A 16,028-nucleotide genomic window follows, 5' to 3' on the forward strand; every position below is an offset into this window, starting at 1 on the left:
TTTTTGTTTGAAGTTTGTGATATATATGATATGTTGGGTATTATGTATATATTTTCTATTAATAAGCAGAATTGATTAATAACAAAGGAGCGATTTTATTGAAAATTGCATTACTTATTGGAGTAAGTGAATACAATACACAAAAAGCTTTACCTGGATGTAAAAACGATGTACTGGCAATGGAGCAAATAATTGATTCTACCAATAATTATGACGATAAATTGGTGATTTATTCTGACACTAACAGTAATAATATAAAAAAACAAGTTTCAGACTTCTTTGATGAGCACAGAAATTCAGAAGAAAAAGTCCAGGAGGTGTTTTTTTATTTTTCTGGGCATGGATTGTACCAAGAGGAAGAGTTTTATTACATATTATCAGATTATGATAATAAGAGATTAAATCGAACTACGTATAAAAACAGCGAAATCGATGCATTAATAAAATCTCTGAATCCAGAGTTAACAATTAAAGTAGTAGATGCGTGTGAATCAGGAGTAAGATATGTTAAAGACATAGGTAAGCATGAAGTAAGGAAGATGTTAGATAAAACTACTGATAATTTTTGCGATTGTTACTTTATGTTTTCTTCTCAATTTAATGAAAGTTCATATGCCCTAGATACATTGAGTTATTTTACAGAAAGTTTTATTAATTCAATTTTATCTTATGAAGATGATACTATTAGATATAGAGATATTATAGATTTTATTGCTGATGATTTCAGTAATAAAAGTTTGCATCAGACTCCATTTTATATTACTCAAGGGACTAATACTGAAGTTTTTGGTCATTTTTCAATCGATACCAAAGAAAAACTAAAAAAAGAAATAAATTTTAAAAAAATTGAGGAAGTTTTAATAAAACATAAAGAATTATCACTTATTGATAGAGTAATAGAAGATTCTAAGTATTACTGTGAAAATGTAGAAGATATCAAAGTAGTTTTTAATGATATTAAAACACAAATAAACGAAACGAAAATATTGGAAGAATTATCAAAGATTTATAACATTGAAACTAATTTTGAAAATATACATTATAATTCTTTGAAAAAAATAAATAAAGTTGCAGAATTTATAAGCGAAGATAATGAGGATTTTTTCGTTCAAATCAAATATGCCTGGAAAAAATTTAAGGTAAGAATTAATGACCTTTCAAGTCAAATAAGTAGAAGTTTTGGACATTACAAAGAGTTTCAATATAGAGAAGAAAAGCGTAAAGTGATAGATTCTTATGAAATTACCGAAGATTCTTTACCATATAACATCATCGAAATAGATTTAAATCCAATATATTCTAATTTAATAAAATACAACTGTAGTTTAATTTTTGCTTTTTCAAAAAAAGAATTATTAATTTTCTACTCGTACAATTTATATCGCGAAGTAAAGTGGGGAGAATTCGAGATTAAGCAAATGGATTGGAGAAGAGGCTCAAAGGTTCTCTTTAAAGAAAATAATGACATTAAGTCTCAAATCGATGATATTTTAAATGGCTTTAACGAATTTGTAACTAATAACTTAAAAAAACATTTTAATACTTCAAATGATGATACGGGTTCAATTGTTACAATTGACTAATTTATATATTTTCTTTTGTTTGAGTCATGTTGATCGTCAGTTTAAACTGTACGGTCTCTTTTTTTGATTTTATTGTATAAATCAATTTTTGTTATTTAAGATAAGTAAAACTCTAAAAAATACTTTTATGGAAGAATAGTTTGTTTTAGAAGAGTATTATAATTATATTTTGGAAAACCCGTGGCGCTAGTTAAAATTAATCTTGAATTACTCCTATTTTCCAAAGCGTATAGGCTAGTAAAAGTCCATCTACATTCGTTTCGAATCCGGATGGATTCTTTGAAGGGATCGAAGAAAGAGCAAAACGAGACACTAAGATGGAAAATACCGTTTCAATTTGTTTGAGTTTGCGTCGCATCCAGCTTGTAAAGACTGTCGTCCACCGTTCTTTTTTGCTGTCCAAACGAGTGGGCATAAAAAGGAGGGTACCAACGTTTTGTTCCAAACGAACATGTAAAGAGTGACTGAGGCCCCCTTTGTCTCCAAGAACGAGGGCAAAAGGCGTCTGGCGAAGCAACTCTTTTACTATCTGTACATCGTGAACCGAAGCGGCCGACAAGACGTAACTTTGGACGAAACCGAATGAATCGATTTGCAGTCGCCCAGAAACTGGACGTATGGCCCGGACATTTTGAAGATGCTTTGAATGTTGTTGGATCAGCACCACTATATATCAGCATCGTTGCGGCAATTGTTGGCATTCTGTATCTAGTTGCTGCTGAGAAAAGAACGTGATGTACATGTGTGGAACGGAGAAAAGGAACTAAGAGAAAAGGACGAATTTGGAGCTGTGAGAATTTACGAATGAACTCTTATCAGGAAATTCTCGCAGCTCCACCGGAGTCCGTTCCCATATTCCTTTTTGTAGTGTATGTTGTATAACCCACCTTTTGAAAATATGGTAAGCTAACAATATCCTTGGACATTCTGATGTTGCAGGAGGCGTTCGTATGCTAGAAACGGAACGATTGTATTTTCGACCCTATACAGAAGATGATCTGGATTTCTTGTTGTCGATGAGTTCAGATCAGCAGGTAATGAAGTATATTGGCAACGGTTCGGTCTGGACAGAAGAAGAGACGGAGGAACGGCTGCATCGTTTTATCGCACATCTGCATCAGCACGGTTATGCATTGATGATCGCGATGCACAAGCAGGAAGCGCGTCCAATCGGGCATGCCGGATTGATTCAGCAATTAGTAGAAGGTGTACCAGAAACAGAAATCGGCTACTGGATCTCACGCGCCTACTGGGGGCAGGGATTGGCAACCGAAGCGGCAATTGGCTGGAGACAATATGCGCAAACTGAGCTGAACAAGCAGCGACTGATCTCGCTAATTCATCCGCTCAACACTTCATCTGCCGCCGTCGCTCGTAAAAATGGCATGGAGTTGGAACGCGAAGTTATTTTCCGTTCTCGGCAAGTCTTGCTATATTCAACAAGTCCGTTAGTGTAAGTAACGGACTACTATGATGAAAAGATGTATCACTATATGTGCTGTAAATGTTTTGACCATGAATGATCCAACCATCTTGGCATGGAAGCGAAGGGAACGATAGCATTGAACGATAGTAACTGTACGTCTACCGATGTATCTTCACAATCGAAGAGTCCATCGCAACAATATGCGCCGCATGTTGATGATGTTGCTCGTTCATCGGCACCTATGGCGGAAGATCATCGCCAATTGCCTGACGAGCAGCAACGGATTTTGGCGGCAACGTATGTTTTTGTAAAACAGGAACTGGGCGGCGAGACGAGCGGTCATGACTGGTGGCATATTCACCGGGTCGTCCAGATGGCAAGGCGCTTGGCGCTAGTAGAAGGCGCGGATGATTACATTTGTACGATGGCGGCGCTGCTGCACGATATTGCCGACGAGAAGCTCAACCCTTCCAAAGAAGCCGGGATGCAGCGAGTGACCAATTGGCTGAGCGGTCAGCAGGTGGAAGACAAAGCGCAGCAGCATATCGTCTACATCATTGCCAATATGTCCTACAACGGTGGCAACAATCCGCCACTACCGACAATCGAAGGCAAAATAGTGCAGGATGCAGATCGTCTGGACGCGCTAGGGGCTATGGCGATTGCGCGCACATTTGTGTATGCCGGTCATGTCGGCGATATGATCTATGATCCAGATTTGCCGGTGCGTCATGAGATGAGTGCCGAGGAATATCGCAACGGACGCAGCACGGCGATTAACCATTTTCATGAAAAGTTGTTCAAGCTCAAAGACCGCATCAATACATCTACGGCGCGCCAGATTGCGCAGGAGCGACATGAATATATGGTGGAGTATGTAGAGCGCTTTTACCAAGAATGGAATGGGCAATAAAACATTGTCAATGTTCGCAAAGTGACCTACCATTTTCAAGCCGAAGCCGGGAATATAGATATAGCAAAAAGCACCTTGTCCGCTGTAGATGACAAAGGTGCTCTTTGTTATAGTTATATCCCAAACAGTTATAACAGTGCACATATCAATACCAACATAATAAATCCACATAGACTATACATCTGCTCCCAACTATTTCAATTAGCATAATCAGCCTATTCCACAATCAACCTACCAGAATCCAACTATCATACAGTCTCACATCGCCGCCCACCGTATACATCGTAATCTTCTCGCACGTACGATCTGGAAAGATCAGACTCGTAATAGCATACATCCCATCCCCGGCAAACGCTTCAATCGAGCAGCGATCCAGCACAATACGCAGACTGAGATGACTGCTTGGCGGGATATGAACCTGTTGACCGCGCTGGAACAGTGGATGTGGCTCCAGATCGGATGAACTGCTATGATCCCGCTTTACACTGAATAGCTCATTCGCTGCATTGTAGCTAATCACCGTATACTGTTCCGCCGTATGATGAATAATGACACCCATTTCCTGCAATCCATCGTGCTGCATACGGAGTTGAATATCAGCGATGTTCAGCGGCTGTGTGAGTTCATACGGTTGTTGCTCAGTGATCGTACATCCATTCAGCTTGTATTTCTCATGAAAATGACGTTCCAGTTCTGCAACCGGACGCTGGCAAATGAGCATCCGATTTTTGCATGGTCGCAGGGTCAACGTGCGTGGCAGGGTCATGGCGCCATTCCAGCTCGCTACGGGCAGTTCATCTGCATACCGCCAGTTGTTCATCCATCCAATCTGAATTCGCTTTGGATCGCGCTGAGTATGATCAGTCAGGCTGATGCTACCATAATGGTCGCGTCCGTAATCCAGCCACTGAATTCGGTTATCATCTGGCATGAACTGGCGTCCGTCAAAAGAACCGACAAAATACTGTGTCCGCGAGCCATTTCCAAGCGCAGGTTCGTCCGCCATGCTGATCAGCAATACCCATTTACATGATTCCGTGCCTTCGATATTCAGCCGAAACAGATCAGGATACCGCCATTGTCCTTCATGCGATCCATGCTTACTACCAAATCGGCTCGTTCGCTGCCAATTCAGCAAATTAGATGAACTGTAAAAGCATACATCTTGCCCGGTTGCCAGTACCATAATCCAGCAGCCCTTTGGACGATACCAGAATACACGCGGGTCTTGACACACAGTACCATTTTCCCGATCGGTCAGTACCGGATTCCCAGCATAAGGTAGCCACGTTCTCCCCCCATCATGACTGTAAGCAATACCTATGTTCCATGACGGTATCGTCTGGTCAGCGGCATCCGGTGTATCGGTAATCGGTTGCTGACTAGTGGTAGGTTGCTGAGATGTATAGATAGCCACCATGCCAGGACCATCTGGGAACAGACCGGATGTATTACTTGTATCAACGACAACGCAACCTGATTGTGCCCATCCACGTTCATCCCATTGCATCTGCATATCCAGTTCTTGCCATTGGATAAGATCGGTACTGACAGCGTGTCCCCAGCGTATATTTTGTTGTATGGCATGATCCTGTTCATACCTGTAAAATAAATGGTATTCTCCTCCCATATCAACCAGTCCACTAATATCATGTACGCGATGATGGGTAGGGGCAAAATGAAGTCGGGGCTTGTACACTTGCAAATCGGAAGTTTCCATCTTATAACCACCTTTCAGCAAAAGAATACATGCTTATTAATGATAACGCTTACAATAATCACACTAATCTGATTCCAGCTCTAACGTGAACAGGGTAGTGATTCACTCCCTATTACTGTTATTGTATTCCAATTTTCCCATAACAACCATATGTAAAATGAAAAAAGAACCGTTTCGATCAAACAAAACGGTCCAGTGATACTATATGGATAAAGCTGCGCATACATAAAACAGAAGATCGAAGGGAAGACAGGGTGTAACTTAGACGATGCTGGACACTTTGCGTGCCTGACAATCCAATTGCTGGGCAGAGGAAGCAAGCATATTGAACTCAGAAATGGCAACACCGATCTGATCCTGACTTTGCTGCACATCCTGCTGCACATTGTTGGTGCCGCTAGCGATTTTGTTAATTTCACGAGTAATCGAATCGACGCTATCTTTGACTTCAATGATCGATGCTTCGACCATACCAGATAGCTTGCGCACTTCTTTGGCAACAACGTCAAAGCCACGACCGAATTCACCCGCATGGGCAGCTTCAATCGCTGCATTGAGTGCAAGCAGATGGGTTTGGGAAGCGATATCGCGAATCGTCTGCACTACGTTCTGAATCGAACGCGCCTGCTGCTGCAAGTTACTCAATGTGGACGTATTCTCAAAAGCAACGGAAGCGATTTTATCAATGCTATGCAATAGATCGTTATTGCGTTTGATACCGCTTTCGGCACGTTCAGTCAGATCATCTGCCATCTGTTGCATATCGCTCACCAGAGTCGTGATATTGTTTTGGCGATCGGTAATATCGGTAGCGATTTTGCTGACGCTGATGACTTTGCGTCCGTCTTCACTATAGACCGGCATATAGGTGGCTTCGAGCCAGAGTGCTCTGCCATTGGCATCTTTACGTTTGATCTTGTCCTGGAAGCTGCGACCAGCAAATAGACCGCGCCACATCGCTTCGTATTCTGGACTGCTTGTCAATTCGGGAAAACAGAACTCTTTATGGTTCATCCCGTACATTTGTTGTGGGGTATATCCCATGGCAGCGGCGAATTTGTCGTTGACATAAGCCACACGACGATTTTCATCAAAGCGAATAATAGCAAGATTGTTTTCCAGTGCTTTGACGACAAGTTCGTCGCTCACCTGATATTGTTGAGGATTAATTGACATGTTGATTGCCTCCATCATTCGGTTTCCGTCTGTGTATGCTTTCTCTGTGCGCTCGCAATTCCAGTTGAAGTTCATTCACAAAATTTCATATAAGGCCGGTAACTCGCTGAATTAATATTGTGTATACTAATATATCGTATGCAGTCAATTATTTGATTAGGCAATTTGAATCATATTCAATAAAAAATGGCGAAATTATATTGAAATTGAATCAATTGCTAGGATATTAATAGCAAGCAACCTAATTAGCGCTTGAATTGTCTGCATTTGCCTATTATTTTAAAGAGTACAGGTATAGGTAGGAGAAGAGAGGGAAGCAAAAACTGGCAAAAGCGCTCCTTATATATATCGGATGCTTTCGCCAGAACAATAAGTAAAATATGGTGACGTAAAAATGTGGATAGTGAAGAGTTAGATGATGCGAGTAATGCTGCTTGCCTGTACATCCAGTTGACGGGCGGAAGAAGCAAGTTCACTGAATTCACTGAGGGCGCTTTGCACCTGCTGTTGTCCATGTTCCACATTGCGTTGTACATCGTCAGTACCTTTGGAAATGACCTGAATTTCGGTGGTGATGGAGTCAATATTTTGCTTGATTTCGATAATCGAAGATTGCACCATACCCGACAGTTTACGTACTTCTTTAGCCACGACATCAAAGCCGCGACCGAATTCACCAGCATGAGCAGCTTCAATTGCTGCATTCAGAGAGAGTAGATGCGTCTGCGATGCAATATCGCGAATCGTTTGGACAATCCCCTGAATCGATTTGGCTTGCTCCTGTAGTGTTTTCAGATTCTGATTGTTCTCGGCGGCAACGTCTGCGATCGACTCGATACTGACGAGCAGTTCCTGATTACGCTTGGTGCCGACTTCGGCGCGTTCACTCAGATCGTTAGCCATCTGCTTCATCTCTTGCATCAGCTCCGAGATATTGCGTTGTCTTGCTGTAATATCTGTGGCGATTTTGTTAATGCTAATAATCTGGCTACGATCTTCGTTATAGACAGGCATATACGTCGCTTCCAGCCAGATCACATTGCCATGAGCGTCCATGCGCTTGAACTTGTCCTGAAAGCTGCGACCGGACATCAGACCATTCCACATTTGCTCATAATCCGGGCTGTTGACGAATTCTGGGAAGCAGAATTGTTTGTGATACATTCCGAGCATCTCTTCTTTTCGATATCCCATAGCTTGTGCAAAATTATCATTTACATAGGCGACCTGACGATTGAGATCGAAGCTAATAATCGCTAGATGATCCTGCAATGCTTTTATAATCAAATTCTCTCGAACATCCCGACTTGTATTCTGCGTATCAACATTGTTTAACATAATAGGTGGCTCCTTCAATTCTCAAACTGGCGCGGTATTCTCAACCACGTTGTACTCTTCTTCCGACCGCAATTCATAGTACTGCACGTACACGATAAGCCATACCAATCTAATATGTACAAACGCAAAAGGTGTATGCTGGCTTTCAAACCGGACTGCTGTATCCATGGGTTGACAAACTACAAACGACATATAAAAAGACAGGCAGACAGCGGCAGACTTCTAAGCATCATTGATACTTTTGATAACGACAGGGCAAGGGGATAAGTACATATAAACCGACCGACCTACCAAGTAAACATGTAAAAAATATCAGCTTTTAAAAAGAATGTTAATTGTGTAGGAATACTCCTTTCTGTATGGAGGGCGATTGTTGTTCTTTGTACACAGGAACGATATACTAAAAAGTAAGGTTCAGTGACCGACGTCCTGTATGCCATGACTATTATTGCCCTGACCTGTATTGTCTGTCTATGTCAAAGCGATGTTCCCGTTTATTCTTGGGCATCGGTTGTATACGTATTATAAAATAATTGCAGCATACGTAAATCGTAAAAAAGAACTATTGAAACGTAAAGAAGCTATAATCTTAAGTGTTGAGTGTTGTTTGCAGTAAGGGTTACATAGGATTGATTACATGAGCATGGACACAACCTGACCTACATTTGTACCGCAAAGGAGGAATAGATGATGAAGCGTTTTGTCGATCCTTTGTTTGAGCCATACACCGTTTACAATATACTTGTGCATGGAGGCAGTATTCTTGTACGCTGTCCCAAATGTAACGGTCCAGCAGAGATTCGCGAAGATACAGAGATTCTTGAGGACGAAGAACAATGCATCACCCGCCTGCAATGCCAGCATTGTCTGTATGCAGCAGAACCTGCTTCCAGTTATACGTATCGTGTTGCCGCTAACTGCAACTGTTGTGAGCGCTGGTTTAACGAGGAACTGACCGATCAACGCCAATTTACGCAAAAGTACGTTCATTTCCCATGCCCTTATTGCCAGAGCGATAACGTGCTACAAGTGAACAAGCGTGCCAGCGGCGTCTGGCGTATGCCGCGTATTGTCGATGGACGTGATCCGATGTTCGGACTAGAACTGTATTTCAAAGATTCCTATCGCGGCAATCCAGTATGGGCATTGAACCGCGACCATCTGAATTACCTACTAGATTACATCGCCGCGGATCTGCGCGAACGCCCACCGTACGGCTACCCGCGTACCGCATCGTATCGGCTACCGCGTTATATGAAAGAAGCCAAAAACCGCGAAGGTTTAATTCGTCTATTAACGCGCATGCAAAACGCATAATCCGTCCAATAAAGGTCTGATGCAATCTTCAAATACGATAACCGGATAACCGTCGCCAAAGGAGTGAATCCCATGAGCCGCTACGAAGACCGGCTAAACGACTACAACCGTCGCCGTAATGCCGACCGCCTTCAATTCAACACATTACAAGAACTGGTCGCCATTCGTGGACAATTGCATAACCAATGGCTACACACCAACGTCGATCAATGGAACCAAGATCCACTCCATACGCCAGTATATTATTTTAACGAAGACTGGCTCTACGATCAGCAGGATGTTAACCAAGCTACCGAACTTCCAAATGGCGATATCATCCCCAACGACTTGCTGGATGAACATCTGCAAACCTGGTTCGAGCTGGCAACCTTCGAAGACGTCGTCGACGTCCTGCACCAAGCCCAACAACCCGTCACCCTGCCCATGATCATAATCGCCCTAAAATACTATCACGAATACGACGCATTCCTAGACTACGACCAAGTCGAAGCCAAACTGCGTCTACACAACACCCTACAACAAGTCGCCAACAACCAAAACAACCCAGAATAAAAGCGATTATATATGAACGATACTGTATTCATTCGATCTTACAATAATAAAATGCAAAACCAACAAAGCCTAAAGCAATCAACAAACAATCATCAACTATATTCACCCATATTCAATCAAACACCAAAACCATAACAAGCCATTTCACAAATCAAAACTAAACTCAACATCGCAAAAACATTGCAACCAATAATCTAAAAAATCAAAACAAGCCAATAGATCAAATCAAAACCAACAAAGCCCAAAGCCAATTAACAAATAATCATCAACCTTAACAACTAAAACATCATGTCTATCTAACTACTACCCACCCGCGTGCGGGTGAAAAGGGACTGATGCAAGGTGCACGGAACGAAGGGAAAGAAATAAGGGAAATGGGACGACTTCTAGTGTTTGTGATTTTCAAACACGGGGTTCAATCAAAAGTGATTTTTGCGAAAGCAAAATATCTTACTGCTTTGGAGGGGCGGGAATCTTCATTCCTTCCTAATCCAAAAGATTCCCGCGGCTCCACCGGAGTCCCATTCCCTTATTCTTTCCCGGAGTGAATGTTGCCCAAGCAATTTCAGCCCTTTTCCCACCCACATCGCACCATTTGAAAGGATGACACCCCATGACCAACAAAGATACATACCGTTTTCAGGTCAACCTGAGCGGCATGATTAACATTTTGTCCAATCACCTGTACAGCAACCCGCGCGTCTTCCTGCGCGAAGTTATGCAAAATGCGGTCGACGCCGTCACTGCCCGCAATCAACTGGAACCAGAGCATCAAGGGCAGATTCATATCGAACTGGCTGGCGAATCCATCGATCGTACGTTGATCATTGAAGATAACGGCATCGGTCTCACCGAAGAGGATATTCACGAGTTTCTGGCACAGATCGGTCAATCGTCCAAGCGCGGCGAAGCAGCGTTTACTGGCGAAACGTCCTTTATCGGACGCTTTGGTATCGGATTGCTCTCCTGTTTTATGGTCAGCAATGAGATCGTCATGGTCACTCGCTCGGCAAAAGGCGGACCGACATTGGAATGGCGCGGTCAACCGGACGGCACCTACAGCATCCGCAAGCTGGATAGCGAGCTGTCGCCGGGAACGAAAGTCTATCTGCGCTGTAAACCCGGAAGCGAAATGTATTTTGAACCACAATATTTGGCGGAAGGCTTGTACTACTATGGCGCGCTGTTACCGTACCCGATCACGCTTCAAGACGGAACACAATCAAGCATCATCAACGATAACCGTCCAACATGGCTGCATGAGCCAGAGCTGGCGCGCAGTCATCGTGAGGAGGTGCTGGCATTTGGCGAGCGTCTGATGGGTGAGCGGTTCAAGGACTTTATCCCGCTGCGTACATCGTCAGGACGTACTGGTGGTATCGCGTTTGTATTGCCACATGCGGTCAATCTGAATGCCAAGCGCTCGCATCAGGTGTATTTGAAATCGATGCTGGTCTCGGACAAAGCGGAAAATATTTTGCCAGACTGGGCGTTCTTCGTCAAATGTCTGATCTGGACAGACGAGCTTCAGCCAACGGCGTCGCGTGAACATTTTTATGAAGACGAGAAGCTGGAAAAGGTACGCGGCGAGCTAGGCGATTCCATCCGCAGTGAATTGATGCGTATGGCGGATTACGATCCAGATCGGTTGCAGCATATTATTCAACTGCATGTATTATCGATGAAAGCACTGGCGACAGAGGACGAGCAATTTTACCGGATTATTCACCGCTGGCTGCCATTTGAAACGACATACGGACGACGCACACTGGGCGAGATGCTCAAGGAGCATGATCAGCTGTATTTCACTCTGACGCTGGATGAATATCGGCAGATTACTCACGTCGCTGCTGCGCAAGCACTGCTAGTTGTGAACGGTGGTTATATTTACGATGCCGAGTTAATGGCGGCACTGCCACTAGTGAATGAGCAGGTAAATACCGGACGATTGTTACCAGAGGATGTATCGCTATCATTTACCGATCTGACGCCAGATGAACGCAGACAATATTATGAATTGACCCGTACAGCCGATACGGCGCTGCAACGGTTCCGTTGTCAGATTCAATTGAAACGTTTCAAACCGTCTGAATTACCAGCGTTGTTCACGCTGTCCAAGGAATCGTCTGAGCTACGTTCACTGGAAGCGGCAAAAGAAGTGAGCACGGACGCGCTATCTTCGATTCTAGGTAGTCTTGGTTCTTCGATGGAGCAGTCGGCGTATTCGACGCTGTACTTGAATCTGGACAATCCGGTCGTCAACAAAATCTTCATGCCCGGCAATCAGTCGATGATGGTGGTAGCGGTGGAGATGCTGTATGTGAATGCGTTAATGATGGGACATTATCCGATGAATCGGCAGGAGTTGGCGGTATTGAATCAGGGCATTTTGCGATTTCTGGAGCTGGGGTTATCGGCAGGAGGGGCGCAAGGCGGTGAACTGCAATGAGTGATTATTTTGCAGATGCCGAATGTGGCGAATTATACGAGCAAGCCTGTGCATTGCCGGACGGACGTGCCAAAATTGAGCTGTTGGAGCAGTCGGTTCGTATTGCCGATCGTCTCGGTGATATTCGGGGCGCATACATGATACGCACGGAGCTAGTCGAGACGGCAGTGTTCAACGGCTATGCACTCAAAGCAATTACGCATTTTTCATGGCAGTTGGGACAATTCGACCGTGATCCGTCCGCATATTGGGAGCGTTCATTGCTATGGTCTTATAAATGGATTGTTTCCAACTCGCTGCACTTTCCGCAGATTAGCCGTCAACAATTGATGGAGCTGATGGAGGATATGCGGGATCGTTTTGTGCGTGCAGGATATACCAATCGTACGTATTATTCCAATCTGTTTACCTTTTATATCCATACTGGTGAATTTGAGCTGGCGGACGAATATTACAACAAGGTACAGCAGATGGAGCGCGAAGACATTAGCGATTGCCATGCTTGCGACCGGAACGAAATTGTGGACTATCTGGCTGCCAGCGGACGTGACGAGGAAGCGTTAGAAGCGGCTGCCGATATTATAAAAGGCAAGCTGAGCTGTACCGAGATTCCTCATCTTACGTTAGCGACGGTATTGCTACCGCTGTACCGACTCGGGCGGCAGAAAGAAGCTATCCGTTACCAGCGCAAAAATTATCCGATGATTCGCGATAACCGTGACTTCCTGCGCAGTATCGGTGAGCACATCGCCTATCTGACGTATGCTGATCCATTTCAAGGGTTGTCATTGTATGAGCAGCACGCTCAGTGGTCGCTCGATTGTGACAGCCCGCTGGATCGAATGTATTTTCATGCGTATGCAGCTGGATTATTTCGAGTGCTGGCACAGGAGACGGTGTCATTCCAGATCCGTTTACCGGAATCGTATCCGTATGCAGAAGACAGTACGGATGTACAGTCTCTATCTCGTCATTTGCAGGAGATGGCGCTGGAACTGGCGGAGCAATTTGATCGGCGCAATGGCACGCGCTATTACAGCGAGCTGATTGATCAATTGTCCCATCCACAGCCTGTACAAAGATAAGTGATAGAGGAAACTCTCCATACAGAAGTGATATCGCAAAACGGCAGGGCAAGCAGATTCATTGAAATGTATATATGCGATCGTTATCACAGAATCATCGCATCAATCTCGTGTGCAATATACCAAGTATGTAATATATAACTATAGTCTTTACACTTCATACAATATCGAGCACGACTGGAGGAATAATAATGAGTATGGATACAGAGCGCAGCTATGATGATTTGATGATGGAGGCGTACGGATTGCCCAATGGGCGTGCCAAGCTGCAATTGCTGGAAGAAGCGGCACGTCTGGCAGATAGTGCGAACGACGTGGATGCAGGATATGGCATTCGTGAGGAAATCGTGGAAACGGCGACCTTTAGTGGGCATCCACGCACAGCACTTGTTGCTTTTTCATGGCAGCTCGGTCAGTTTGACAAGAACCCAGAAGAATATGATGAATTCACGCTGCTGTGGTCGTACAAATGGATTTTGGATAACCTGACCTGTTTTCCAGAAATCGAATTGGCACAGGTAGATCAGCTGCTTGAGGATATGAGACGCCGCTATCAGGAATACGGATACAGCGATCATATGTATTATTACTATCGGTTTACACTGGCACTACAATGCGGTGAGCTGGATCAGGCAGGGCAATATTTGGAGCAGATGCAACAGATGGAACGGGACGCCATGAGCGATTGCGAAGCCTGTATCCAAAATGAATTTGTAGAGTACTGGGTACGTCAGGGCGACGATGAGAATGTATTGAAACTGGCAGAGCCAATTGTCAAAGGTGAAATGAACTGCGCCGAAATTCCGCATCTGACGTTACCTAAGCTACTACTGCCCTTGTACCGTCAGGGCAAGAAAGCAGAAGCTGATCGTTATCAGAAAAAGGACTATAAGCTGATCAAGGATAATACCGATTTCCTGCGTTCTATCGGCGAGCATATTGGATATCTGACCATCACCGATCCGTTCAAAGGATTGGAGCTATTTCAGCAGCATGCCGCTTGGACGGATGTACACGAAGCTCCGCTGGATGTGATGCTATTCCATAGCTATGCTGCCGGACTGTTCCATCGTCTGCAACAGGAAGATGTTCAGTTTCATGTCAAATTGCCTGCTTCCTATCCAAATCCTGAGCATGCAACGGATGTCGCCCGATTGGCACAGCACTACAGTGAACGTGCGCTGGATGTAGCACGCCGTTTGGATCGTCGTAACGGCAACGATTACTATGTAACGTATACCAATAGCTTGATGAACCCAGTTATCAACTAGATTTACAATAAAACGTAGAGTTATAACTAAAAAGCCATCTGATATCCGCCCAGGACTTGTTTCACAACAAATCTGAACGGATGCAGATGGCTTTTCTTCACCTAAATATTTACAATGCCTATAGTCGCTGTCAGACATAACCTGATAACGGGAAACTTGCATCACATATTTGTAGACTACTAGAAGCGGAGTCGTTCATCACTTATGATGAGCAAGTAATACGACTATTACCTGCCGTCCAGAAAATTACCCAGTCCGCCGAGAATGCTGCCTTCCTCGCGTGTGCGTCCGCTGCCTTTACTGGCGGCGAGAATGCGATCTGCCATCCGGTTAAATGGAAGCGATTGTACCCACACTTTACCCGGACCGCGCAGCGTAGCGAAGAATAGTCCTTCGCCGCCGAACAGCGCCGATTTTACACCACGTACCATTTCGATATTGTAGTCAATGCCTGCTGTCATCGCGACCAGACAGCCAGTATCAAGGCGAAGCACCTCACCAGCATGCAGCGTCTTCTCGACTACATGACCACCAGAATGCACAAAGGCTTTACCGTCACCTTCTAGCTTTTGCATAATAAAGCCTTCACCGCCGAAGAATCCGGCACCTAGACGACGCTGGAATTCGATGCCAATCGATACGCCCTTGGCTGCACAGAGGAAGGCGTCCTTTTGACAGATTACTTTGCCGCCGTACTGCACCAGATCGAGCGGGATAATCTTGCCCGGATAAGGAGCAGCAAACGTTACACGCTGCTTCGGTGCATGACCAGCATGTGTGAACACGGTCATGAATAGACTTTCGCCAGTTAGTACACGCTTGCCTGCACCCATCAATTTACCGAGTAATCCGTTTCCTTGTCCGTTACCGTTGCTGCCATCTCCGAAGATCGTCTCCATCTGAATCTCCTGATCCATCATCATAAAGCTGCCCGCTTCGGCAATTACACTTTCACCCGGATCAAGTTCAATCTCGACACACTGCATTTCCTCGCCCAAAATCTCATAATCAATCTCATGTGCTGCCATGGTAGTGCCTCCCGTTATGGTTAGAATGTAAAGCTGTTATGCACGGTTATACGCAGGATAACGATCTGGCGTTGCAGGTTATAGAGCAAATGATATACCTATTTTAGCATAATGGCACCAAGTGAGCAGGTGGCGGAAGACGCATACGTGATACGAATGATGTGTCATAA

General features: G+C 44.3%; 14 protein-coding genes. 9 read left to right on the forward strand and 5 right to left on the reverse strand.

The window, feature by feature from the left end:
• The first annotated feature begins 98 nt into the window (after window positions 1-98).
• Window positions 99-1,583 (forward strand): caspase domain-containing protein, encoded by a 1,485-nt coding sequence (locus ACDE64_RS06420; RefSeq protein ID WP_411349400.1) that lies wholly within the window; start codon window positions 99-101, stop codon window positions 1,581-1,583.
• 196 nt (window positions 1,584-1,779) lie between these two features.
• Here ACDE64_RS06420 and ACDE64_RS06425 read toward each other — a convergent pair whose 3' ends face one another.
• Window positions 1,780-2,142 (reverse strand): transposase, encoded by a 363-nt coding sequence (locus ACDE64_RS06425; RefSeq protein WP_411350243.1) that lies wholly within the window; start codon window positions 2,140-2,142, stop codon window positions 1,780-1,782.
• 23 nt (window positions 2,143-2,165) lie between these two features.
• On the opposite strand from ACDE64_RS06425, the gene ACDE64_RS06430 reads away from it, so the two are divergent.
• The 3 genes from ACDE64_RS06430 to ACDE64_RS06440 all read left to right on the forward strand — a co-directional run bounded on the left by ACDE64_RS06430 (window position 2,166) and on the right by ACDE64_RS06440 (window position 3,922).
• The gene (locus tag ACDE64_RS06430; protein ID WP_411350383.1) at window positions 2,166-2,318 is read left to right on the forward strand and encodes a hypothetical protein; all 153 of its coding nucleotides are present in this window, start codon (window positions 2,166-2,168) and stop codon (window positions 2,316-2,318) included.
• Between the two features lie 215 nt (window positions 2,319-2,533).
• The gene (locus ACDE64_RS06435; protein WP_411349401.1) at window positions 2,534-3,040 is read left to right on the forward strand and encodes a GNAT family N-acetyltransferase; all 507 of its coding nucleotides are present in this window, start codon (window positions 2,534-2,536) and stop codon (window positions 3,038-3,040) included.
• Window positions 3,041-3,145: 105 nt separating this feature from the next.
• Window positions 3,146-3,922: an HD domain-containing protein gene (locus tag ACDE64_RS06440; RefSeq protein WP_411349402.1), complete on the forward strand. Its 777-nt coding sequence runs from the start codon at window positions 3,146-3,148 to the stop codon at window positions 3,920-3,922.
• A 226-nt stretch (window positions 3,923-4,148) separates the two neighbouring features.
• Here the strand turns inward: ACDE64_RS06440 and ACDE64_RS06445 are convergent, their stop codons facing one another.
• From ACDE64_RS06445 to ACDE64_RS06455, 3 genes are all read right to left on the reverse strand, one after another.
• Window positions 4,149-5,642 carry a glycoside hydrolase family 32 protein gene (locus tag ACDE64_RS06445; RefSeq protein WP_411349403.1) on the reverse strand — a complete coding sequence of 498 codons (1,494 nt, stop codon included), beginning with the start codon at window positions 5,640-5,642 and terminating at the stop codon, window positions 4,149-4,151.
• Window positions 5,643-5,903: 261 nt separating this feature from the next.
• Window positions 5,904-6,818 carry a methyl-accepting chemotaxis protein gene (locus ACDE64_RS06450; RefSeq protein ID WP_411349404.1) on the reverse strand — a complete coding sequence of 305 codons (915 nt, stop codon included), beginning with the start codon at window positions 6,816-6,818 and terminating at the stop codon, window positions 5,904-5,906.
• A 411-nt stretch (window positions 6,819-7,229) separates the two neighbouring features.
• The gene (locus ACDE64_RS06455; protein WP_411345661.1) at window positions 7,230-8,156 is read right to left on the reverse strand and encodes a methyl-accepting chemotaxis protein; all 927 of its coding nucleotides are present in this window, start codon (window positions 8,154-8,156) and stop codon (window positions 7,230-7,232) included.
• A gap of 687 nt (window positions 8,157-8,843) precedes the next feature.
• On the opposite strand from ACDE64_RS06455, the gene ACDE64_RS06460 reads away from it, so the two are divergent.
• The 5 genes from ACDE64_RS06460 (at window position 8,844) to ACDE64_RS06480 (ending at window position 14,830) form a co-directional block, all read left to right on the forward strand.
• Window positions 8,844-9,473, forward strand: a complete 630-nt coding sequence (locus ACDE64_RS06460; RefSeq protein ID WP_411345662.1) for a hypothetical protein — start codon at window positions 8,844-8,846, stop codon at window positions 9,471-9,473.
• A 72-nt stretch (window positions 9,474-9,545) separates the two neighbouring features.
• Window positions 9,546-10,025: a hypothetical protein gene (locus ACDE64_RS06465; protein ID WP_411345663.1), complete on the forward strand. Its 480-nt coding sequence runs from the start codon at window positions 9,546-9,548 to the stop codon at window positions 10,023-10,025.
• A gap of 613 nt (window positions 10,026-10,638) precedes the next feature.
• The gene (locus ACDE64_RS06470) at window positions 10,639-12,474 is read left to right on the forward strand and encodes an HSP90 family protein (protein ID WP_411349405.1); all 1,836 of its coding nucleotides are present in this window, start codon (window positions 10,639-10,641) and stop codon (window positions 12,472-12,474) included.
• Window positions 12,471-13,559 carry a hypothetical protein gene (locus ACDE64_RS06475; protein WP_411349406.1) on the forward strand — a complete coding sequence of 363 codons (1,089 nt, stop codon included), beginning with the start codon at window positions 12,471-12,473 and terminating at the stop codon, window positions 13,557-13,559. The genes ACDE64_RS06470 and ACDE64_RS06475 overlap by 4 nt, the downstream gene beginning before the upstream one ends.
• A 191-nt stretch (window positions 13,560-13,750) precedes the next feature.
• Window positions 13,751-14,830, forward strand: coding sequence for a hypothetical protein (locus tag ACDE64_RS06480; protein WP_411349408.1), 1,080 nt, complete (start codon window positions 13,751-13,753; stop codon window positions 14,828-14,830).
• Between the two features lie 227 nt (window positions 14,831-15,057).
• On the opposite strand, the gene ACDE64_RS06485 is transcribed toward ACDE64_RS06480, so the two are convergent.
• Window positions 15,058-15,858 carry a TIGR00266 family protein gene (locus tag ACDE64_RS06485; RefSeq protein WP_411349409.1) on the reverse strand — a complete coding sequence of 267 codons (801 nt, stop codon included), beginning with the start codon at window positions 15,856-15,858 and terminating at the stop codon, window positions 15,058-15,060.
• Window positions 15,859-16,028: the final 170 nt, after the last annotated feature.

It is taken from the genome of Paenibacillus sp. WLX2291 (genome assembly GCF_046603665.1).
In the GTDB taxonomy this organism is placed as follows: Bacteria; Bacillota; Bacilli; order Paenibacillales; family Paenibacillaceae; genus Saccharibacillus.

Excerpts from the sequence above, each read along its gene's own strand:
- ACDE64_RS06455 (WP_411345661.1), bottom strand. The coding sequence starts at position 8,156 with ATGTTAAACAATGTTGATACGCAGAATACAAGTCGGGATGTTCGAGAG.
- ACDE64_RS06485 (WP_411349409.1), bottom strand. The coding sequence starts at position 15,858 with ATGGCAGCACATGAGATTGATTATGAGATTTTGGGCGAGGAAATGCAG.
- ACDE64_RS06470 (WP_411349405.1), top strand. The coding sequence starts at position 10,639 with ATGACCAACAAAGATACATACCGTTTTCAGGTCAACCTGAGCGGCATG.
- ACDE64_RS06435 (WP_411349401.1), top strand. The coding sequence starts at position 2,534 with ATGCTAGAAACGGAACGATTGTATTTTCGACCCTATACAGAAGATGAT.
- ACDE64_RS06445 (WP_411349403.1), bottom strand. The coding sequence starts at position 5,642 with ATGGAAACTTCCGATTTGCAAGTGTACAAGCCCCGACTTCATTTTGCC.
- ACDE64_RS06465 (WP_411345663.1), top strand. The coding sequence starts at position 9,546 with ATGAGCCGCTACGAAGACCGGCTAAACGACTACAACCGTCGCCGTAAT.
- ACDE64_RS06460 (WP_411345662.1), top strand. The coding sequence starts at position 8,844 with ATGATGAAGCGTTTTGTCGATCCTTTGTTTGAGCCATACACCGTTTAC.
- ACDE64_RS06480 (WP_411349408.1), top strand. The coding sequence starts at position 13,751 with ATGAGTATGGATACAGAGCGCAGCTATGATGATTTGATGATGGAGGCG.
- ACDE64_RS06475 (WP_411349406.1), top strand. The coding sequence starts at position 12,471 with ATGAGTGATTATTTTGCAGATGCCGAATGTGGCGAATTATACGAGCAA.
- ACDE64_RS06450 (WP_411349404.1), bottom strand. The coding sequence starts at position 6,818 with ATGTCAATTAATCCTCAACAATATCAGGTGAGCGACGAACTTGTCGTC.
- ACDE64_RS06430 (WP_411350383.1), top strand. The coding sequence starts at position 2,166 with ATGAATCGATTTGCAGTCGCCCAGAAACTGGACGTATGGCCCGGACAT.